16 protein-coding genes and 1 pseudogene are annotated in these 19,413 nt (G+C 51.6%); 7 read left to right on the top strand and 10 right to left on the bottom strand.

Annotated features, from left to right (window positions below):
• Window positions 1–7: 7 nt before the first annotated feature.
• Window positions 8–439 carry a hypothetical protein gene (locus ACYQ8U_RS11985; protein ID WP_459945783.1) on the top strand — a complete coding sequence of 144 codons (432 nt, stop codon included), beginning with the start codon at window positions 8–10 and terminating at the stop codon, window positions 437–439.
• 982 nt (window positions 440–1,421) lie between these two features.
• Here the strand turns inward: ACYQ8U_RS11985 and ACYQ8U_RS11980 are convergent.
• Together ACYQ8U_RS11980 and ACYQ8U_RS11975 are read right to left on the bottom strand one after the other, a co-directional pair.
• Complete coding sequence (locus ACYQ8U_RS11980; protein WP_459945782.1) at window positions 1,422–2,597, bottom strand: esterase/lipase family protein; 1,176 nt, start codon at window positions 2,595–2,597, stop codon at window positions 1,422–1,424.
• A 143-nt stretch (window positions 2,598–2,740) separates the two neighbouring features.
• Window positions 2,741–4,912: a hypothetical protein gene (locus ACYQ8U_RS11975; protein WP_459945781.1), complete on the bottom strand. Its 2,172-nt coding sequence runs from the start codon at window positions 4,910–4,912 to the stop codon at window positions 2,741–2,743.
• A gap of 339 nt (window positions 4,913–5,251) precedes the next feature.
• Here ACYQ8U_RS11975 and ACYQ8U_RS11970 point away from each other — a divergent pair, with 339 nt between their 5' ends.
• Entirely contained in the window at window positions 5,252–6,370 is a 1,119-nt protein-coding gene (locus tag ACYQ8U_RS11970; RefSeq protein ID WP_459945780.1) for a hypothetical protein, read from the top strand.
• 77 nt (window positions 6,371–6,447) lie between these two features.
• Window positions 6,448–6,753 carry a hypothetical protein gene (locus ACYQ8U_RS11965; protein WP_459945779.1) on the top strand — a complete coding sequence of 102 codons (306 nt, stop codon included), beginning with the start codon at window positions 6,448–6,450 and terminating at the stop codon, window positions 6,751–6,753.
• A 296-nt stretch (window positions 6,754–7,049) separates the two neighbouring features.
• On the opposite strand, the gene ACYQ8U_RS11960 is transcribed toward ACYQ8U_RS11965, so the two are convergent.
• Window positions 7,050–7,280: a hypothetical protein gene (locus ACYQ8U_RS11960; protein WP_459945778.1), complete on the bottom strand. Its 231-nt coding sequence runs from the start codon at window positions 7,278–7,280 to the stop codon at window positions 7,050–7,052.
• Between the two features lie 708 nt (window positions 7,281–7,988).
• On the opposite strand from ACYQ8U_RS11960, the gene ACYQ8U_RS11955 reads away from it, so the two are divergent.
• The 3 genes from ACYQ8U_RS11955 to ACYQ8U_RS11945 all read left to right on the top strand — a co-directional run bounded on the left by ACYQ8U_RS11955 (window position 7,989) and on the right by ACYQ8U_RS11945 (window position 11,004).
• The gene (locus ACYQ8U_RS11955; protein ID WP_459945777.1) at window positions 7,989–8,609 is read left to right on the top strand and encodes a CBS domain-containing protein; all 621 of its coding nucleotides are present in this window, start codon (window positions 7,989–7,991) and stop codon (window positions 8,607–8,609) included.
• The gene (locus ACYQ8U_RS11950; protein ID WP_459945776.1) at window positions 8,606–9,142 is read left to right on the top strand and encodes an HPP family protein; all 537 of its coding nucleotides are present in this window, start codon (window positions 8,606–8,608) and stop codon (window positions 9,140–9,142) included. The genes ACYQ8U_RS11955 and ACYQ8U_RS11950 overlap by 4 nt, the downstream gene beginning before the upstream one ends.
• A gap of 350 nt (window positions 9,143–9,492) precedes the next feature.
• Window positions 9,493–11,004, top strand: coding sequence for a CheR family methyltransferase (locus tag ACYQ8U_RS11945; protein WP_459945775.1), 1,512 nt, complete (start codon window positions 9,493–9,495; stop codon window positions 11,002–11,004).
• Between the two features lie 124 nt (window positions 11,005–11,128).
• Here the strand turns inward: ACYQ8U_RS11945 and ACYQ8U_RS11940 are convergent, their stop codons facing one another.
• The 3 genes from ACYQ8U_RS11940 to ACYQ8U_RS11930 all read right to left on the bottom strand — a co-directional run bounded on the left by ACYQ8U_RS11940 (window position 11,129) and on the right by ACYQ8U_RS11930 (window position 12,868).
• The gene (locus tag ACYQ8U_RS11940) at window positions 11,129–11,275 is read right to left on the bottom strand and encodes a lmo0937 family membrane protein (RefSeq protein ID WP_459945774.1); all 147 of its coding nucleotides are present in this window, start codon (window positions 11,273–11,275) and stop codon (window positions 11,129–11,131) included.
• Between the two features lie 85 nt (window positions 11,276–11,360).
• Complete coding sequence (locus ACYQ8U_RS11935) at window positions 11,361–12,626, bottom strand: AI-2E family transporter (protein WP_459945773.1); 1,266 nt, start codon at window positions 12,624–12,626, stop codon at window positions 11,361–11,363.
• A gap of 86 nt (window positions 12,627–12,712) precedes the next feature.
• Entirely contained in the window at window positions 12,713–12,868 is a 156-nt protein-coding gene (locus tag ACYQ8U_RS11930) for a BON domain-containing protein (RefSeq protein ID WP_459945772.1), read from the bottom strand.
• Between the two features lie 420 nt (window positions 12,869–13,288).
• On the opposite strand from ACYQ8U_RS11930, the pseudogene ACYQ8U_RS11925 reads away from it, so the two are divergent.
• A pseudogene (locus tag ACYQ8U_RS11925) lies at window positions 13,289–14,310 on the top strand (sigma-54 interaction domain-containing protein); the annotation flags it as partial.
• A 2-nt stretch (window positions 14,311–14,312) separates the two neighbouring features.
• Here ACYQ8U_RS11925 and ACYQ8U_RS11920 read toward each other — a convergent pair.
• The 4 genes from ACYQ8U_RS11920 to ACYQ8U_RS11905 all read right to left on the bottom strand — a co-directional run bounded on the left by ACYQ8U_RS11920 (window position 14,313) and on the right by ACYQ8U_RS11905 (window position 19,347).
• Entirely contained in the window at window positions 14,313–15,290 is a 978-nt protein-coding gene (locus tag ACYQ8U_RS11920) for a 4Fe-4S dicluster domain-containing protein (RefSeq protein WP_459945771.1), read from the bottom strand.
• A gap of 3 nt (window positions 15,291–15,293) precedes the next feature.
• Window positions 15,294–15,929, bottom strand: a complete 636-nt coding sequence (locus ACYQ8U_RS11915; RefSeq protein WP_459945770.1) for a TorD/DmsD family molecular chaperone — start codon at window positions 15,927–15,929, stop codon at window positions 15,294–15,296.
• A gap of 75 nt (window positions 15,930–16,004) precedes the next feature.
• Entirely contained in the window at window positions 16,005–16,769 is a 765-nt protein-coding gene (locus ACYQ8U_RS11910; protein WP_459945769.1) for a 4Fe-4S dicluster domain-containing protein, read from the bottom strand.
• Window positions 16,770–16,785: 16 nt separating this feature from the next.
• Window positions 16,786–19,347 carry a molybdopterin-dependent oxidoreductase gene (locus ACYQ8U_RS11905; RefSeq protein ID WP_459945768.1) on the bottom strand — a complete coding sequence of 854 codons (2,562 nt, stop codon included), beginning with the start codon at window positions 19,345–19,347 and terminating at the stop codon, window positions 16,786–16,788.
• Between the last annotated feature and the right edge of the window lie 66 nt (window positions 19,348–19,413).

Below are 19,413 nucleotides of genomic sequence, written 5' to 3'. Positions count from 1 at the left end.
AAATATTATGTGGAACTTTATTATAATTTTATTTTTTTCTAAAACGCTTTTGTTAACTCCAAGTTTCATTGATATCAATAAAGGTGACAACTATGTACTTAAACTAAATGAGCCCATTAGCGCAATTACAACAGGAGCGGCTATTCAGATCGATGTGTCGGAAATGGTTTTAACAGATGGCCAAAAGATGAATTTACTGGAGACTCGTCGTACTGTTTCAGATATGTTCTCCAAAGGCTCTATCGAGGCAGCACTAATTGCAGGAAAAAAGAGGATTATGCTTACATATCAAGGTGGCACTCTTGTAAATAATGATAGTGCAAGATTAGTGCTTTCTGGGAATGAAGACCCAACCGGAGTTGACTTCAGTGCTATAGTAATCAAAACTGATGTAAAACTTAAACGAGTTAAAATATATTGGAAAAACTACAAGAAATGAGAAAAACGCAGGACGTGTGGATAAGGGGACGTTGATTAATTGTTGAAAAGGGGTCGCACTCACCTCTACCCCAGGCCTTCTGCATAGCAAGGTGCAATGTCTCATAATCGCGACTTATGTTGCAGTGGCCTCGCCCATACTGTCAGCACTGCAACAACCACCGCACTACCCCCACCAACAAACCAGACCACAAGCAAAGCCGCTTAACATAAGTTGATTATGCGATACGGAGCCGCCGGCGCAGACTTTGCCCGGCAGCGGGGTTCCTCGCACAATCCCCCGAAAGGTGGAAGGAGCTGAAGGAAAGAAAAAGGTACCATGTTTTTATTTCTGCATTATCTCTGTCTTACACTTATGTTGCCATGACAACACCGGACTTATCACCGAAAAGACAAAAGATGGCGCGGCAACAGCTTATTCATATGATGCCGCCCGGAGACTGATCTCGGCAAACAGCGACAGCTATAATTACGATGCCGCCGGCAACAATCAGAACAACAATGTAACCTATGCAGCAAACAACAACCGGCTTCTCTTTACAGATATCAGACGAACAACCTAGATTTACAAAATGGTATTCAGAAATTAATGCTGCTTCTCTGGCCTAGCTCATTGATGGCATTACCTACCGGTAGAGATGAGAGTTTGTTGCCTGTAACGCTGTTGATATCGATAGCTGTGAACGTTTTATTATATGTTATTATCGGCTCGGCCATCTGGTACGGCATCAGGAAGCATTGTGTAGTTCTTGTTTTCCTCGCTATCGTTATGGCTGTTCTGTGGTGGCGTTTATTGACTCTATAGCCTACTCTCCAATCTCAGCGAGAAAAATAAATCCGATAAAGAAACGGCTGAAAGTCGCTGCTTTTGGGTTGGAGGAAAGGTGCGTGAACGGCTTTCCTCTCGCACGTCATGCAGCACACCTCCCAGCGCTACACCCGATGAATCAATCTTACCCGCAACCGCAAGCACCGGCCATGTCTCATCCCGTCAACCAGCGGTCAAAGGCCTCCAGTATCGCCGGTTTGGTCCAGAAACCACTGTGATCGACGGCGTCGGCCGGAGCGAAGAAGGTAACGATCTCCTCGATGGGGAATCCCGTTGCGCCGTTGGCGGTATAGACACCCTTGGTGGGGACGACGAGATCGTTGGGCTCCAGCATAAAAACCTGATCAGTCAGGTGGTCACGAGCGTAACGCCCTAAGGGGGTTCCGGGCGAAGGTTCGAAGTTGGCGGCCAGGGCGCGGTAGGCAGTGGTGACGGCGAGCTGCTTGAGCAGCGTCAGCAACACCTCCAGGGTGTCGGTTGCCGGGTTGTCCGGGATGAATTCAAGCAGGTTGGTCATGGTGTCGATAAAGGTGTTCAAATGGGCGCGGTCCCCCAGGGGGGTGCCGGCATTGGGCGTGGCCACCATCAGCAGTTGCCGCACCCGCAGATGTTGCGGGTCGAGGCCGGCAGCCACCGGTTGCTCGCACAGGATCCGGCCAACGAGGCCACCGCGGGAGTGGGCCACGAGATCGAGGGTGAGCCCACTGCCGGAACCCAACAGCCGGGACAGTTCTTTGGACAGCCAACGGACATTGTCGGTCGGGGACACGGAAAGGGTCGGGTGTTCAAAGGCAAAGACCCGTCCCTGATAACGGGTATCCAGTTTTGCCAGCGCCGTTTCCGGGATGGCTCGGAAGGCCTGGTGTCCCTGACTGGCGGTGCCGTGAATGAACATCAGCGCTGGACCGCCGGCAAGGTTGGCCAGTTCCGTCGCACCAAGAGTGGCGCCGCCCAATCGTCGATAATCCCCAGGGGTAAAGCTGCGTAGACGGTGGGGGCGATGTTCTTTTTCCCAGCGGGAGACGAAAAAATCACCAACAGCACCAAGGGCTTTATCGACCACCTTGAACGCGAGAACCTTCAACAGTTTCTTTCCCAACGCTCCCATCAGACCGCGATTGCCGGGGATTGGGGCTCCAACCATGTGAGTACGCAAGCGATAAGTCCGCCGGTCGGCCGCCCGCGAAACCACCTCGGTGGGGAACACATCCTCGGGGAAGTGCCAGGTCAGCACCCCATCCTCATCGCAGGCCAGTACTACTTGACCAAAACCATCCAGTAAAACATCCCGTGTATCTTCAGCACCCCGCATGGTGCCACTACCTGGCAAATGCACCTCAACCTGTCAGGACAAACCCTGGGCGAAAATCTCGATACCGGCGATAGTGACCTGACTGCCATCGGGTAGGAGTTGTTCAGCCATGACGTTACCTCCTTAGAGATTAGCCCGCTGCAACAGCAGGCGAGGGTGACCTAAGAACTGATAGGCGAGCAAGGTTCCGGAAACTGCGGGATAAAGACCTCTGGATGGTCGGGACGCTGGGCGAGGAGCACCAGCCCATTCTGCAAACCGCTGGCATCGAATTGCCCATGCAAGGCGAAGTGCAGGGCGTCGACGGGGGTTTTTCCCTGCAGGCACTTGCGTACTGCAGGATAGAAGGCATCCACCGCCTGCGCCGGTGGCCAGGCCAGGATCAGCTCCTTGGCTTCCTCTTCGGCGTTCAGCAACCGCTTCCAGCCGGGAACCCCTTCGTATTTACCACTGACAACCGCCTGTTCCCGAACAATGACCTGGCGAGGCGGCCGTGGCGAAGGTCGATCCGGGGATAGCACCCAGCGCCCCAGAGCCACCTGGGCGCCCAAAAAAGGCGAAGGGCATTCAGCTTCGGCGAGCAATGGCGGCTCGATGACGGACAGTTCCCAGGGGATATGGGGGTCTTCGCTGATGATCAGCACGCCGGCGCTGTCGATAAGCAATTCAACCTCGAGGCTGAAATCCCCAGCCGGTAAGGTCATCTCTCCGGTGCCCTCCAGCTTGGCGTCGCGCACTTGGCCCAGACCAACCTCCAGGGGAAACGGTACACCTACCGCCACCCGCTCCTTGCACAACAGGTGCGGCCAGGCGGTTCGGGTGGGTGAGGCCGACAGCTGCTTTTTGCGAATTTTTTTGGACGACTCGCCCGTCGATTCCCTCTTTGATTTCGTTAGGCCGCGACTCTTTGCTTTACCCTGCCCTGCATCCGCTTCGCCGGCGGATTGTAGCAATTCCTCGTGTTGACTGGGACGTGCAGCTTTCTGCAGGTTTTCGATGACCGGTTCGTCCATGGACGACTCTTCGGCACCGGGTCCTGCTCCATAGCTTGGTGGGGACGATTTCAGACAGCGTGCAATTTCGAGAGTCCATTCAAGGAGTTCACCACGTTCTGCACCCGAGGTCGCGCCCAGCCGCGGGCCGAGTTCCTTTACCAGAGCTGCGGCTCCGCAACGTGCCAGGACCCAATAGAGTGCCTTGGTTGGCAGATAGGGCTTGCCGCGCCGGTAGGTATCGACGAATTTTCCGAGGGGAAGCACAATCTTCCCGGAAAAGTGCGAAGCCAATTCAACCATGGCATTGCCGAGAAGCGTATGAATTTCCTCGACAGCAATCCCTTTTCTGATTCGGGTCCTCGCTGCTCGATCCATGGACTGTAGCACCGCCCCCATCACCTCCCCGGCCCGTTCAGGTGTCAGGCTGCTAAGTTGGCTCAGCTCAGGCCATTCCAGGTTGAGTTCAAGGCTGTCCCGCAACGGGGAGGCTATCAACCGCTGGGCGAGGGCTTCAGCCTCTGCCGGGTCGACGACCATTGGCTGTACTTCGGGTTTTTCCATTGGGCCCGACAGGAGCTCACCATCGACATCGACATAACCGGTCAACTCGCCAATCAGCAGGGTGGCATTTCTTGGCAACCTGGCTGCCTTCCCTGCACTCTTCCCCCTTTTGAAGAGCTCAGCCTGGTAATGACCGATTAGCCAGCTCTGGAGTTCCCCAGGCAAAGGCCTGGCGGCTGCCAGTGCGTTGTAGGGAGACCAGGGGTCACCTCCGAAGATGGGCGGTCCTGCAAAGTTTTCCTTGAGCAGGACAGTCCAGAGGTGCTCCAGGGGTTTCAGGTCGCCGAGACGAGCCAAGGCCAGTGTTGACCAGAACTGGATCATCGGATCTGGATCAGCCAAGTCCCTGGCGAAGAAATCGCCAGGGACTTGCAGCGTTTCAAGCGGCAGGCAGGCCAGAAGCTGCAGGGACTGGCCGGACCCATCGGCCATGAGTCGTTGCACCCCTGCAGCATCCCGATGGCGGGCTAATTCGGTGGCACAGACCAGGGAACCGGGATGTTCACTGTTGGTAGCAACGTGGGCCAGAAGGGAGCGGATGGAGCGCACCGGGATGCGGGAAACAACCCGCACCCCGGTTGCGTAGTGGGGATCACTAGGGGACAAATCCTGCAACAACTGCTCCGCGTTATAGGCCAGTTCACACCAGGCTTGAGGAGAGAGGGGGAGAAAGGTCAATATTTCCATGGCAATCAAGCGGTTTTCCATGGAAGGATCTTGCGCTGCCACATTCAGGAAGTCGGGAATGTCCTCGACCTGGAGCATCGTCTTCGGCATAGCCCCCCCTCTTTTTCGTTTGTTCATTTGTTCCGATGGCAATCTCGCTATTCTGTGCCTTTACTCTTCGGTCCATCAGGATGTATTATATTCTCATTAGCGTTCTTAATGATCTGCTGACACTCATTTTCCGCATCCATGGCGTTCTTAGCCACAATCGTACGAAAAACAGTCATCGTATCTTTCTGGATTAATTCCATGACATTGACCGATACGGGTATCGACAGTCCTATTGAACATGGTTAAAAATCTTATATAAGAAGCATCGAATGATAGCGTTAACCAAAATGATACCTTTTCCACAAAGTCACATTAAATTTTTCTTGGAGGTATTCAATTATGAATTCATTTGATACGTTAATCTTCCCGGATACTGATATTTTCACCGAAAAACGTTATCCGCTTCTGTTATTTTTTAGCCCATTACATTTTTTGCAATTGGTGGAATCGGGGGTCAATTCAGAAACCAATCATGAAGCCGAACTTTTTTTGCGAAGTGGCTTATGTCAAGAACATGTCCCTGCACCACTCGGTGACAACCGTGAATATTTTTTACGACTGCTCCGTGATATCAGAATCCGAGAAGAGCATTATGTCGCCCAACTCGGCAAATTGTCCATCGATGCAAGGCATGCTTCGGCAGACAGCAAAAATGACCCCGGAAATAAGGTTGTTTCGTCCCTGCTCGAAGAATTTGGCATCGAACATGCGAATACAGAGACAAATCTGAAATTATGGCAAGCCAGGCTGGTACTCGCCATAGCAGAGAGACTCGATAGCAATGAAGAAGACCTGCGTGAAGAACTTTCTTATTTTGATGAAAATGAATTAGCCACATTAGGTTCTCAGGCAACAGACGACTCCAACGTGGAAGACCTTTTAAAGGAGTTGGCAGACATCAAGGAAAATTTGGGAAAAACCCCATCGGGGAGTACTGAAAAACGGTTCGAAGCCTGGCTTCGTCTCCTGCAAAACCACCCTGTCCCGCCGGTAAAAGTCTGGTTAGCCTCAACACGCGCCAGTGCTGGGCAGATTATCAGGAGATATGAATCAACCGGTAACGGCAGCGTTGTTCCACTGCTTAAACTTGCTTTTCCGGCTCATATTATGGCGAGTGGCAACTATGTGGTGCAGCAGATTAAAGAATTCCAACAGGCAACGAGTGACATACGCCAAGGACTTGTGGCCGGTTTTCGACGAATTGCAACCACCGTCCCCTACGTTCGTGATTCACGCGAGTCCCTCCTTCCCTTCGGAACAGACTGGGCCGATCAATGGGAAGGGATGCTGCATGAATATTTTCCAGCCTCAAGGGACGGGAGAAACTATGTCACAATCTATCTGCTTCCCGATCAGCCAATTGCTCGCCTGTTGTCGTTGAAGGAGTCGGCCGGCACTTCATATGACATAACGGCGCATGGATTGCTGGGAATTCTTGGCACACCACAAGCAAAATAACAACCTTTCGGAGTTGTTCAAGAAGTGGCAATCCTTAAGGACTCCCAAGGTATATCTCTTAACAAGGAAAAAATAAGATGAATATTTCAGACTGGCTCGATGAGAAGGAAGCAGAGAACGTGGATCTATCTGAAATCGTATTGCCCAGGAACATGGAGTATGATAATGACCCGGATGAAACTATTTATTTCAAAGAAATAAAACCGTGTGGTTTGTTCTGTACAGAAAACCATCCCTTCGCCACGGTCGAACGTTTTGGCCACTGGTATTGCAGCAGAGGTCAGGACAAAAAAGCAGGTATTCATTCGTCCGACATGAAGTGGCGGCTGTTCACGAAGGATAAAAACATCGCACTGCAAACCGCCAAAGAACGTATCGAATAAAACGAAAATATATTACAGGAATAATGGCTAAATCCGCATAATTTATAGAGGTGCTTCGGCCGGTTAATAAAGTGTTGGTGGAGTGTTCATCCGCAGAAAAATAGAAGCGACAGTTCCGATGAGCATTTTTGGGGGCTCATTGACGGAACTGTCGTATAACAGGGTTACCTATAGTGATAGACCGGGTAGATGGATAAGTTGAAAAATGATGAAATGAATTACATTTTCTCCTTGAGAGAAGATCAAATTACGGCTCTCAATGTGCAAAATTTGCTACTTGAAAATGTGGCATAGAATTAATTCTTCGGCTCGGTTGCCTCATCTATCTTTTCACCCGCTTTTTCTGCTGGTCCTTCCCCTGTGATCTTATCGGAGGCTTCTTCCAGAGCATCCTTGGTATTCTCTATTGATTGGTCAACCTCTTCCCCGGCTTTTTCTGCCGGTCCTTGCGAGTCACAGCCGAAAGTGAGGACTGCCAGACTGAGTGATGTTACGAGCAACAGTGTAGGTATGATTTTTTTCTGCATAGTTAAAACTCCTTTGTAGTGTTGTAAGTAGATATCCGGTCTTAAGCCTGTTCAAAATACCCCTGATTTGGTTTTGCTACTCTGGTACTTTGATAACTTAGCAAGATATATGCCAATCGACACGCTCAGCTAACTGCCTATAGTTTCATGTCAATAAAAAAGAACCAGCGGTAGCCATCCGCGTAAGATGAGGTCAAATCTGACCGGTGGCCATATGTGACCATCATTCCAGATGGATCAAGATAGAGAGCTTCATAAGTATAAGACCAACTGACGATGAAAAAAAATCAAAAAATACTCACTTCCATCAGAGCAACTTGACGACCAAAACACACAATCCCTCATCTTTATGTTATGGTAATATAATGCTGTGACTGTTCTACGGCAAGATCCACGACAAGGTATTTTATTTTAACGACAAGCAACTTCATTTTTTCAAGAATAAAGGAGACACAATGGGTGTATCAACCGTTGTAATTTTTCTGGGTATTGGTGCAGCTGCCGGCTGGTTTGCAGGAAAAAACATGAAAAAGACACTATCCTGAAAATATGAGCTTTTGCCGTATTTGGATCGATTGCATAATTCAGGTAATAATCAGCCGCAATATGATCTAAGTCAATTACCTGGTGTACAATATTGTTTTAACTGCACGCCACAGTTTAACACCGCGGCTGACCATGTCAGTCCAAGACAAGGAGGGGCAAATAATGCAGGAACCGCGCACGGAAGAATGGAGCCCATTAGATATTTCCGAGACGGATGTCGTCGAGGCGATGAAAAGTATTACGGGCTATATCGATATCACGCCCGGGGATTTCAAGGAAATCTATCAGGCAGCCTATGCCCTGGCGATAAAACGGCTCGTCAGCACCCTGAAAGCCGGGCATATCATGACCAGTCCGCTCTTTGTGCTTGAACCGGATATGACGCTTGTCCAGGCTGCCGCCCTGCTTGCGGAAAAAAAGATATCGGGAGCCCCCGTTGCCGACAGTGAAGGAAAACTTGTCGGCGTCGTTTCCGAAAAGGACTTTCTCAAAGAGATGGGGTTCGGCGCGACGCCCTCATTTATGCAGATAGCCAGCCATTGCCTGAGCAATAAAAGCTGTATGATCTGCAGATTACATAACAAAACCATCGGCGACATAATGATCAGGCCGCCGATAACCGGTGACCCGGAGATGAGCATAGGGGCCATATCCGCTCTTTTTGCGCAGCGGCGGATCAACCGCCTGCCGATTGTCGAGGCTGATGGCCGGCCGGTCGGGATCGTCACGCGTAGCGATCTGGCGCACTCGCTCAACGTCTTGGCAGAGAGGTCGAAACCATGAACTACCTGCACAAGATGAAAGGTGGCGGGCAAAGTCCCCCAAAGGTCGGCTTGGCGGAAGTCTTCTGGTCCTGGATAGGCAGTTTTTCAGGTCTTGCCGCGGTTGCCCTTATCCATTACAAAATACTCGATGAGATGGGTCTGATGCTGATCATCGGCTCCTTCGGGGCTTCGGCGGTACTCATCTACGGCGCCATTCGCAGCCCTCTGGCCCAGCCAAGAAACCTCCTCGGCGGGCATATCCTTTCCGCCATTATCGGGGTGACCGCCTGCCAATGGCTGGGTGGCCAACCCTGGCTGGCCGCCGCCGCAGCCGTTTCCATCTCGATCGCGGTGATGCACCTGACCATGACCCTGCATCCACCGGGTGGTGCGACGGCTCTTATTGCGGTGATCGGCGGTGAAAGCGTGCACCAGCTCGGCTACCTCTATGTCGTCATCCCCACCGCCCTGGGCGCAATCGTCATGCTCCTTGTTGCCCTCATCATCAACAATATCCCAAAGAACCGGAAATACCCCGAGTTCTGGTTTTAAGTGAAACATCGCAGATCGCCTCGACACTTCACAGCATCGAGGATTTCCAGGTTTCGATTGAGCATGCACCCCCCAATTCGATAAAGATACAGGAAACAGGTCATATTCAACCAGTGGTCAGATATGACCTGGTTTCTGTGTTTGTCTCTAGCTGTTTAGACAAGCTTCTCCAAGCATTAATAATAGAAAATCAATATTTTAGATCATTCTGACTGTGGTGTTTGAGGCATGGCACAGAGCTTGCTCTTATAATAAGAGTGGGCAATGACATGTTCTTTGATGGCACCAGTGTCGAAACCGCTCAGGAAACTGCCGATGATAATATTCCGTTTTTGGCATTGGAGGCCAAAATGACAGCCCGAAAAAAAAACGGCGCAGATGTCCCGGAAGCAGTTGCCGATAATGCAACGCTTGAGACACAGAAAGCCGCCGGTGATACGGTTGCAGAGCAGCTAACCGGCCGGAAGCCCCATGCCGATTTTTCCAAAAACCTGCTGCTTGGTGCGACCAGCTTTTTCCGCGACCCGGCAGCCTTCACGGTACTTGAAGAACAGGTCGTCCCCAGGCTCTTCGTCGACAAACCCGCAGGAAGCGTTGTCAGGGTCTGGTCGCCTGGATGCGCCATCGGCGAGGAGGCCTATTCTATCGCCATCCTCCTGCAGGAACGCCTGGAGGCACTGGAACTGAGCTACAAGATACAGATCTTCGCCACCGACATTGACAGCCAGGCTATTACCCAGGCCCGATTCGGCCGCTATCCGGCCGCTATCGCCAACGACATCTCACCGGAGCGGCTGACACGATTTTTTACGGCAGAGCCCGACGGATCCTACCGTATCCATAAAAATATTAGAGATTTACTGATTTTCTCCGAACACAACGTCATTAAAGATCCGCCATTTTCCAAGCTCGATCTTATCAGCTGTCGCAATCTCTTGATGTATATGAGTCGAAACCTGCAGAAAAAACTCATCCCTCTTTTTCACTACGCCTTGAATCCTGGCGGTTTTCTTTTTCTCGGCACCTCGGAAACCGTGGCCGATTCGGCTGATCTATTTTCCATGGTCGACCGCAGGTTGAAGCTGTATCAGCGCAGGGAAAATATGCCTGATGCGCCGTATTCGCCTCCCAGTCTCTATTTTCCATTCACCTCGGCAGGGAATACTGATCTCCCGCAGAGTAGCGGCAGGACAGCCATTGCCGGGAAACTCTCTCTGTGTAAACTGACGGAACAGGCACTCCTGCTGCAGATTGCCCCGACCGGCGCACTTGTCAATGGCCGGGGAGATATCCTCTATCTGCACGGCCGCACCGGGATGTACCTGGAACCGACTGCCGGCGAGACCGGTGTCAACAACATCCTGCAGATGGCCCGCAAGGGTTTCCGGCGTAAACTGACCATTACCCTCAGCAGGGCAGTACAGACAAAAGAGATCGTTCGCTGTCTGGGCCTAAAGATCAAAACAAACGCCGATTGCACGACGTTCAATCTGACTATCCGACCGGTATGCCCTCGCCCGGAACCTGGCGAAAAGACATGCCCTGCTCGACCGCATGAGGTACCTCTGTATCTGGTTGTCTTTGAGGAAACAGCAGATTTCAGTTCAAAACGAACAGATGAGAGTAATGCTACCAATGTCGACGGAATACAATGCGGCGTGGAAGCCTCATCAGGTTTCAGAGGAGAGGCGGACATAGAAGCGCTCAAAGAGGAACTTTCCGTTAAGGAAGAATACCTCCAGTCCGCCAACGAAAAGCTGCAGTCGACCAACGAAGAACTGGAAACCTCCAAGGAGCAGCTGCGGTCAATCAACGAGGAACTCGGCTATAGGTCAACGCCGGACTGCAGACCAAAGTCATAGAACGGCATATCATTTATCCAGAGACCTTTTTCCTACCAAGAGCTGGCCTTCAAAGTTCGTCAGCTGCTGAAAGGTTGACCAGGGTCGGAGGCTTTACCAATACCAGTCAGAGAGTCGACACCTGTTAGAGTCGACGGCCCTGAATGAGTCGGACGAGAATTATCACAACCGCGATCACCAGCAGGATATGAATGAATCCACCCATGGTGTACGACGAGACAAAACCAAGGAGCCAGAGGATAACGAGAATGATGGCAATTGTTTGAAGCATGGTAATTCTCCTTTTTGCATGGAAAAACGAGGCATACACCCTTGCAGGAATACACCTTTAGAATGGTCGGCAACACGCTGAGCATTCAATAGAGGTTGTTCATTTTCTGATCTGGTGGTGTTTCTGTTACGTTCGTTTGGTATTTTTCATGCAAAACAATTCCTGCCATATGGTTCAGGTCAGCATCCGTGACTGTTGGCAGAAAGTGCTTTCTGTAAAGCTCTTCATGCAGGATAGTTACAACCGCAACGAGTGGCGCTGCAACTAATACACCCAGTACCCCGAAAGCGGCGACACTGAGAAGCATGGAAAATATCACTGCCAATGGGTGTAGTTTCATACGACTCGCCATAAGGAAAGGGATGATCACATTGTTCTCGAAGGCTTGAACAGTGATATAAACGAGTACAACCCACACCGGGGTCAGCCCTCCTTCACCAAATGCAAGCAAAAGGGCCGGTACAGCACTGAGAATAGGCCCGATAAAGGGAATCGCTTCCAGCGTAAAGGCGACCAGTCCTAAAACCAGCGCGTCCATGAAACCAAAGATCGGCCACATACACAGGAAAACCAGACAGCCTATTGTCACCATCCCAAGCAACGTTGCTCCGGCCCACATGGGGACGAATGTGCCAATGCGCTGCAAGACAATGACAGCCTGCTTGTGGTGGTGCGCAGGGAAAAGAGCCAGTATTGCAGCAAAAACCGGACGAGGATTCATGAGCATAAAAGCCACACCAAAAAAGACGGTTACCAGAACCACTGCTATTTGAGCACTATTGAAAGCTACTGCAGTGAAGCTGCCGAGTACCTGCCTGACCATCTTACCCAATCCCGCACGAAGAGACCCTGGCTCTTTATTTGCCTGCGGTTTTTGGTCTTTGATGTGCGGCACAGGTGCTGAATTTCCCGCTGAAGTTTTTTCTTCAGCAATTTCCTTACTGACCTCCGTCTGGAGTTTCTCCTCAAAAAGTACCGACTGCTGTTCAAATTTGATGAGTGGCTTCTGCAGACGTTCCCAATATCCGGGTAAGGTTTTCGAGATGTTAAGAATCGAGGTTTTCATTGGCCCAAAGAGAGCCCATCCTATCAAACAGATTGCCGCGATCATTGCTAGAGCCAGCAGACCGGTAGGAACTTTTCTCCCGCCGGTTTTCACTTTCATCCACCATACTATTGGATTGATTGCGAGAGAAATCAATAGTACCAGGAGAAGAGACAACAAAATGGGAGACAGGAGCTGGAATGTTTTGATAAAGACCAAAAGAGCCGCCCCAACAATAATGTAGAGGAAAATCGAATGCTGTTTTTGTTCCGGTGCAGGTGTGCTGGGCATAAGGCTTTTGTCCATTGCGGATCTCGTAAAAATATGGTCAGGTATCAATTCCATAATGCGCAATCCGCCGATAATCGGCAGGATTGCGCATTATGGCCAACTTATTTAACAACCAGACTATTCTCGACACCTTTAACTCCGTCCACCTCTCCTGCGATTTGTACAGCCCTTTCAATGGCCTGTCTGGAATCTACAAAACCGCTTAGCTGGACAATTCCTTTGTAGGACTCGACATTAATCTGCAAAACTTTGAGCATCGGGTCGTTAAAACTTGTTGCAGACTCGGCAGATCACCTGGAGTAACTTGTCGGTGCTGTTGTCTTTCAAAGAGAGTAAAGCAACCTCTATGCCAAATCAGTTACTTTATCCTGCCGTAGCTTATCCATTTGTTTTCAATGAGAAAATCAACGAGGCCCTGAAAGAATCAAACTGTCGATAGCAGTTCAAATAAGGTCATATGCAACCGATGGTCACATTTCACCACTGGTCAAATGTGACCCCAGCTTGTGCAAAGGCCGGCCCCTGTTTCAAGGTACGTATACCCCTTGAGGGGTGTTCTTTCCAATACCCCCTTGAGTGGGGTAAGGCAATAATGTTTCATTGGAAAACCGAATATTTGTATGAAAACTGCAAAAAAATGCCGAAAAGATACAAACCTTTATTGAGGTTTTTGCTTCATACTGCTGGCCATTGAAGATGTAACGGACCGGGAAGATCAAAAAAGAGTTCTCGAAGAACTCGTTGAAACGAGAACAGTCGAACTTGTCATCGCCCGACAAGAGGCTGAAAAGAAACGAGAAAAGGCGGAGGCTTCACTTATCGAGATACAAAAGTTAAAAGATCTCCTTGAGGCGGAAAGGGCCTATCTGCAGGCAGAGATTAAACTGGAAAACAATCATGAAAAAATAATCGGGCAAAGTGAAGCGCTCAAATACGTGCTCCACAAAGTCGGACAGATTGCCAGCAGCAACACCACGGTCCTGGTTCTGGGCGAGACGGGAACCGGCAAGGAAATGCTGGCTCGAGCTGTTCACGGCATGAGCCTGCGTAAGAATCGAGCCCTGATCAAAGTGAATTGCGCCACTCTGCCGGCAAACCTCATCGAAAGCGAATTGTTCGGTCATGAGAAGGGATCTTTCACCGGGTCTCAGTCCAGGCACATTGGACGATTTGAGGTCGCCGACGGCGCGACCCTGTTTCTCGACGAAATCGGAGAACTGCCGCTTGAATTGCAGGCAAAACTGCTCAGGGTTATCCAGGATGGCGAATTTGAACGGCTCGGCAGTTCCCATACCATTAAGGTCGATACCCGGATTATTGCTGCGACAAACCGCAATCTTGAGGAGGAAGTTCGCCTGGGTCGTTTTCGTGAGGACCTCTGGTACCGCCTGAATATCTTTCCGATTAGTTTCCGATTACCATGCCACCGCTGCGCAATCGCCTGGAGGACATACCCCTTCTTGTCGATTTTTATGTGAAAAATATTGCCAAACGGATGGGCAAGAACATCGAGACCATTTCAGCCGGCGTGATGGATGTCCTGCAGAAATATCACTGGCCTGGAAACATTCGGGAACTGGCAAACGTCCTTGAGCGGGCAGTGATCAATTCATTCGGCCCTAAACTGCGACTGGCAGATGAGCTCAAAGGATCGCTAAAGGATAAGCAGCCAAGCGGACAATCTCTCGAATCCGTTGATTACTACCCAACGCTTTTCGACGCCATCAAACCTGGGTTAATGGTAATCGCCCGCATCTTGCAAAAGGCGACGCAGAGGCCGCACCCGGTACATCTGCCGCCGGCAAAAGAGAGCTGCTTACTGTTGTCCTCCTGCCGCACCAGCTTGATTGCTCCAGTCGGACACATCCCCGTACAGCGCGGACAGAGAGTGCAGGAATCGTTCAGGGAGAGTGTCGGGGTGCACTGCGCCAGAAGTGTCGGGACAAGGGCACTGTCTTGCGCCATGAGGACCTTTTCCAGTAAGGCGGTTTTTTCAGGCAGCCGGCGACTGGTTGCCCTGGTTGATTGTTTTTTTGACAGGGGTGACTTCGCGGCGTAGTGGCTTTGCACCAGCGAGACAACGTTGCTGCCAAGGCCGAGCAGAAAAGACCTTCTGTCTCCTGGCAGGACACCGGGCAGTTGGGCGGCTGCACGTATCGCCCGAAGGTCAGTGCCAAGATGAGGGGCAAGTGTTTTTTGTAGACGGTCGAGAGTCTCGACAAACGCCGCAACTCCCTCAAATTGAGGGCAGTCCGGACAGGCAAGAAGGTTGAAATAGACCGGGCCATTGCCTTTCAAGGCAATAGACAGCAGTGCCTCAATGGACAAAACGCCGATGCAGGGCAGCGGTAACTCCTTCGGGAAAGCCTGTTTTTGCCGGGGGCAGTTGAATACATAATCGGCAAAGGAATCGTATTCGTCCAGCATGCGGCAGAGATCGAAACCGGCAAAGACCAGTGCCTCCGCCGGACAAACCGCTGTACACCTGCCACAGCCGGTACACCTTGTATTGTCTATGTGTATCTTGCCGTTTTGCAGAGACAGGGCTTTTGCCGCACAGCTGTCAAGACACCGGGTGCAGTCAAAACTGCTCAATCGCCCGCGTAAACATCGGCCGGCAACGATCTCGGCAACCGGTGTCGTTCCAGCTGTTTTGGTCAGCAGCGAAAATATCGTCATGCACTAATTTATTGTGTCGTTGCCGGTATAGACGCGTCGGCACGATGCGTAAAAATTATCCAGACAGCCGGCCACCGCCCGGTAAAATTCGGTGTCGGCACCAGCACGGACCAGCTCACAGAATTGCGGCAGCCAGGCCATCATTTTCAGGAAAAACTCCGCCTGTATTCCCTGCAGTCGCATTGCTTCATCCAGCGCACCCTGTGCGAGCGCCTCGGCCTCTTTGGCACAAAGGAAGTACATGAATTCCAGCTCAATGGAGATATGGTCGGGCGGCTCCTTCATCTCCACCAGGAGTCCGGCATCCTGGTAAAAGCGCTGGGTGCTGAGAGTTGAATCGCCCATTACCCGTCTATTATTATCCAGATAGACCGAACCGTAGGGTACGGCGATCAGTTCAAAGGGACCGACAAAGAGTGCGGCATGATCCAGGCGGAGCTGCTCCTGCGCCGTATTCTGCAGCCAAACCTGCATGGCCTCGGCTTCGGCAGCAGCAGCAGGCGAGAGGGATTGCAGCAGCAGCGCCAGATTGTCGCAGAGCTGTTCTTCCAGAAACATCTCCTTATCCGGCTCGTAGAAACAGGCGGCCAGTAACTTGAAGCAGTTGCCGCGATGGAGAACTTCTTCCGGGTTGTTCATAAGGTCATAATCCATACAGTAAACAATGACGCGGCACCCCCGACAGGACGGTGGTGCCGCAGGTAAAACCAGCTCTTATCTCGCCGAATACTCCCGAATATAGCGCACATTGGGCTGTGTGCCCTCTTCCTCTTTCAGCACGACACTCGCATGTTTTTGCAGCAGTTTTGCTGGTTCGCTTGCAGGATCGTTGAGATCGCCGAAAACCCGGGCTGCCGATGGGCAGGCCTCGACACAGGCCGGCAGGAGACCGTTCTTTACCCGGTGATCGCAGAAAATACATTTTTCGACGATATTGTCCCGCCGCACATTGTCATAATCCGGGTGAGAGTAGTTTGTTGCATGGGGAGGCGTCGACTTGGTCAGGGCAGCCAGCTCCGCCCCTGAGGCCGAGCATCCCTTGATGAGTTCGGTCGCATCGGTAAAAAACGGCTGCGTCGGTTCTCCCTCCGCATTGTAACTGATGACGCTGTATTGCCCAAAAGCACCATCCTTCATCACCTCATCCATGCTGTATGGACAGGCCTCCTGGCAGGCACGGCAACCGATGCACCGTTCATCATTGTGCATGGTCATGCCGTCGGGCGTCTTGAACATCGCCTTGGGCTCGACCGGGCAGGCCTCGACACAGGGGGCGTTACTGCAGTGGTTGCACAGCACCGGGATGGTCCTGAACTTGGTATTGGGAAAGGTGCCGCTGGTCTCGTGGATAAAATCAGCCCAGTTATAGGTCTGGCCATCTTTTCTCAGGGCCGTATTGTTTTCGGTTTTGCAGGCGAGCGCACAGGCGCCGCAGCCGACACATTTTCTCAGATCGATTATCATTCCATATTGTTTCATTATTCAGTCCTCCTCCCTAGATCTTCTCTATACGAACCGCAGCATGGCCGCCGTTTCGAGCATTTGAGCCGGACAGCCGTTCCAGTTCCCATGGAATGATAGTGTTGTTGTTGACGCCTCTGGTGGCACTCCCGGCAAAATCACCGGTCGCCGTGCGACCGTATGCCCAATGTCCCTGGCCGTAGGACTTACTCACCGTGCCGGGCCGCACTCCCTCCCAGACCCGGACGAAGCATTCGCCGCTGCCGCCCATCGAGGTGAGTTTGACCTTGTCGCCGTCCTTGATGCCGAATTTTGCTGCGTCGGCAGGATGGATACGCACGGTATCCTGCCCGCCGATATCACCGGGATCGACATGCTTGAACTCGTAATACCATGGGCTGTTCTGACTTCTTCCCTCGCGGTTCAGGCGGGACTTATAATCGATAAACAGCAGGGGGAAGTCCTTCTCGCTGCCATGCCGCATCGGCGGCTCGTGGTGTGGTACAAAAGCCAGTTCGCCGCGGGCGGTGTAATTAATTTTGGCCATGACCGTGTCCACATCCACCTTGTGTTTTTCGGCATGAGCGGTGAGGGCTTTTTTCAGGGTCTCGCTGTAAAATTCAAACTTTTTCGTCTCGGTAGCGAACTTGCCGCCCCAGTGTGCTTTGTACTTATAGGGTTCTGAGTTCCACATGCCTTTTTCCAGCATGTCATTCCAGCCATTGATCTTATCGCCATGGGTGTCTTTCTTGCCATCCCACAACGGCTGGGTGTAATACTTCAGGGCAAAGACGGTAAATTCCTTGGAATCCTTCGCTTTTGCTCCTGTTTCCGGATCTGAGTACATCTCAACCAGGCAGTCATACAGGTTGGGGAAACCGCGTTCCTTGAATTTTTCAGCCAGCAGGAACGGAAATTCCGATTCATCCTGGATCACATCCCAGATGGGTTCGACAACCGGTTGCAGCAGAGTACAGGTAGCGTAGCGATTGGCCTTTGCTTTGACAAACCCGTAACGCTCATATTTACTTATCGCACAGGGCAGAACGATATCGGCAAACATGGTAAATTCGGAGGCGTTGGTGGTCAGATGAACGGTAAATGGAATGGATGACAAGGCTTCTTCCCAGCGGTTGGTACCATTAGAGGAAAAAACGAAGTTGTTCATATAGCCGACAACTACTTTGAGCTCATAGGGGTCCTTGTTCAAGATGCCCGTGGGTACGTTATTGGTGGAAACACCTCCACCGGATTTTCCTTTGTTGATTGCCGGGAGTTCGAGGCGGCCGCGCTGATCGATCTTTTCCAGTTTGGAATGTTTCTTGGCCAGGTCATCCTGGTGCTTTTTCAGAATATCGCCGTCCATTTTATTGACCGGGATTTTCGCGGCCTGCAATGAACCACCGACGTTGTCCACGCTGCCGAGAAGTCCGGCCAGGGCATGTACGGCCATGGCCGAATAACCGCCGCGGGCCTGCATTGCCGCACCCGGTCCCATCCAGACGGCGACATGCGGCGCCGCTTTCTCCAGGCCCCGTGCAACACGAAGAATCTGCTCCGCCGGTATGCCGCAGATCTTGGCGGCCTTGGTGACGGTCATGTCTTTAACGGCAATATTCCACCATTTGATCAATCCATGGGTTTCCTTCTCGACGAAGTCCGCTTCCTTGACCATCGTGCCGGACTTGAAACGATTGATACCATCGGTAAAGTCGCCGACAAACTCTCTGTTCCAGGCGCCGTCCGTAAGAATGACATGGGCCATAGCCAGGGCCAGGGCGCCATCGGTACCGGGAATAAGCGGCAGCCATTCGCTGGCCTTGGCGGCACTGGTGGTCAGGCGCGGGTCGACGGCCGCCACAGTGGCCCGGTCAAGAGCATCGCCCAGTCTCTTGATAGTGGCCGGAACCATACGATTACTGGCCACGGGGTCGCAGCCCCAGATGAGGATATATTTTGAATTGGAGATATCATAATCCCGATAGTCCCAGAGTCCTTCCGTATAGTAAGAGCCGAATTTTTCCGCTTCGGCACAGGTGGAGCTGTGCGAAATATTATTGGGTGTGCCGAAAATTTTCGGCAGCACATCATAGATGATATCGCGCATATAGGTATATCTGCCGCGCATCAGACAGAACTTCTCCGGTTCGGCATTTTTGCGCAGTTCGATCATCCTGTCGGCGATGGTATTCAACGCCTCGTCCCAGCTGATCGGCACGAACTTCGGATCAACCCCGCGACCTTTCTTCGGATTGGTACGCTTCATCGGCACTTTGAGCCGATCGGGATCATACACCTGCTGCAGGGACAGGTGGCCCCGTGGACAGACTTTTCCGTCATTCTGCTTTGAGTACCTGTTGCCCCGCACTTTTACTGCCCGGCCATCCTGCACGAATACTTCCACCGGACACCAGGTGGTACACCCCTGGCAGGTGGTCGGCTTCCACTCACCGGGGCCTTCGCCTATTTTTTTATTGCTCTTCGAACTGGCGGCAAAGGCGTTCATTCCTGGATCAGACTGCGCACACCCGCCTAAAGCTGCAGTTGCTCCTGCTATTGCCGACAGCTTAAGAAAGTCCCTCCTTTTAATTTTCATAGCAACCTCCGCACATCTTGTTGAGTTTGGTCTCTGGACAGCACACTAGTTACCACATGGTCATAG

This window comes from Desulfocastanea catecholica (assembly GCF_054657295.1).
The sequence above is the reverse complement of the archived record's forward strand: the minus strand, read 5'-3'. Positions and strand labels throughout refer to the sequence as shown.

Excerpts from the sequence above, each read along its gene's own strand:
- ACYQ8U_RS11985 (WP_459945783.1), top strand. The coding sequence starts at position 8 with ATGTGGAACTTTATTATAATTTTATTTTTTTCTAAAACGCTTTTGTTA.
- ACYQ8U_RS11975 (WP_459945781.1), bottom strand. The coding sequence starts at position 4,912 with ATGCCGAAGACGATGCTCCAGGTCGAGGACATTCCCGACTTCCTGAAT.
- ACYQ8U_RS11970 (WP_459945780.1), top strand. The coding sequence starts at position 5,252 with ATGAATTCATTTGATACGTTAATCTTCCCGGATACTGATATTTTCACC.
- ACYQ8U_RS11965 (WP_459945779.1), top strand. The coding sequence starts at position 6,448 with ATGAATATTTCAGACTGGCTCGATGAGAAGGAAGCAGAGAACGTGGAT.
- ACYQ8U_RS11960 (WP_459945778.1), bottom strand. The coding sequence starts at position 7,280 with ATGCAGAAAAAAATCATACCTACACTGTTGCTCGTAACATCACTCAGT.
- ACYQ8U_RS11955 (WP_459945777.1), top strand. The coding sequence starts at position 7,989 with ATGCAGGAACCGCGCACGGAAGAATGGAGCCCATTAGATATTTCCGAG.
- ACYQ8U_RS11950 (WP_459945776.1), top strand. The coding sequence starts at position 8,606 with ATGAACTACCTGCACAAGATGAAAGGTGGCGGGCAAAGTCCCCCAAAG.
- ACYQ8U_RS11945 (WP_459945775.1), top strand. The coding sequence starts at position 9,493 with ATGACAGCCCGAAAAAAAAACGGCGCAGATGTCCCGGAAGCAGTTGCC.
- ACYQ8U_RS11940 (WP_459945774.1), bottom strand. The coding sequence starts at position 11,275 with ATGCTTCAAACAATTGCCATCATTCTCGTTATCCTCTGGCTCCTTGGT.
- ACYQ8U_RS11935 (WP_459945773.1), bottom strand. The coding sequence starts at position 12,626 with ATGGACAAAAGCCTTATGCCCAGCACACCTGCACCGGAACAAAAACAG.
- ACYQ8U_RS11930 (WP_459945772.1), bottom strand. The coding sequence starts at position 12,868 with ATGCTCAAAGTTTTGCAGATTAATGTCGAGTCCTACAAAGGAATTGTC.
- ACYQ8U_RS11920 (WP_459945771.1), bottom strand. The coding sequence starts at position 15,290 with ATGACGATATTTTCGCTGCTGACCAAAACAGCTGGAACGACACCGGTT.
- ACYQ8U_RS11915 (WP_459945770.1), bottom strand. The coding sequence starts at position 15,929 with ATGAACAACCCGGAAGAAGTTCTCCATCGCGGCAACTGCTTCAAGTTA.
- ACYQ8U_RS11910 (WP_459945769.1), bottom strand. The coding sequence starts at position 16,769 with ATGAAACAATATGGAATGATAATCGATCTGAGAAAATGTGTCGGCTGC.
- ACYQ8U_RS11905 (WP_459945768.1), bottom strand. The coding sequence starts at position 19,347 with ATGAAAATTAAAAGGAGGGACTTTCTTAAGCTGTCGGCAATAGCAGGA.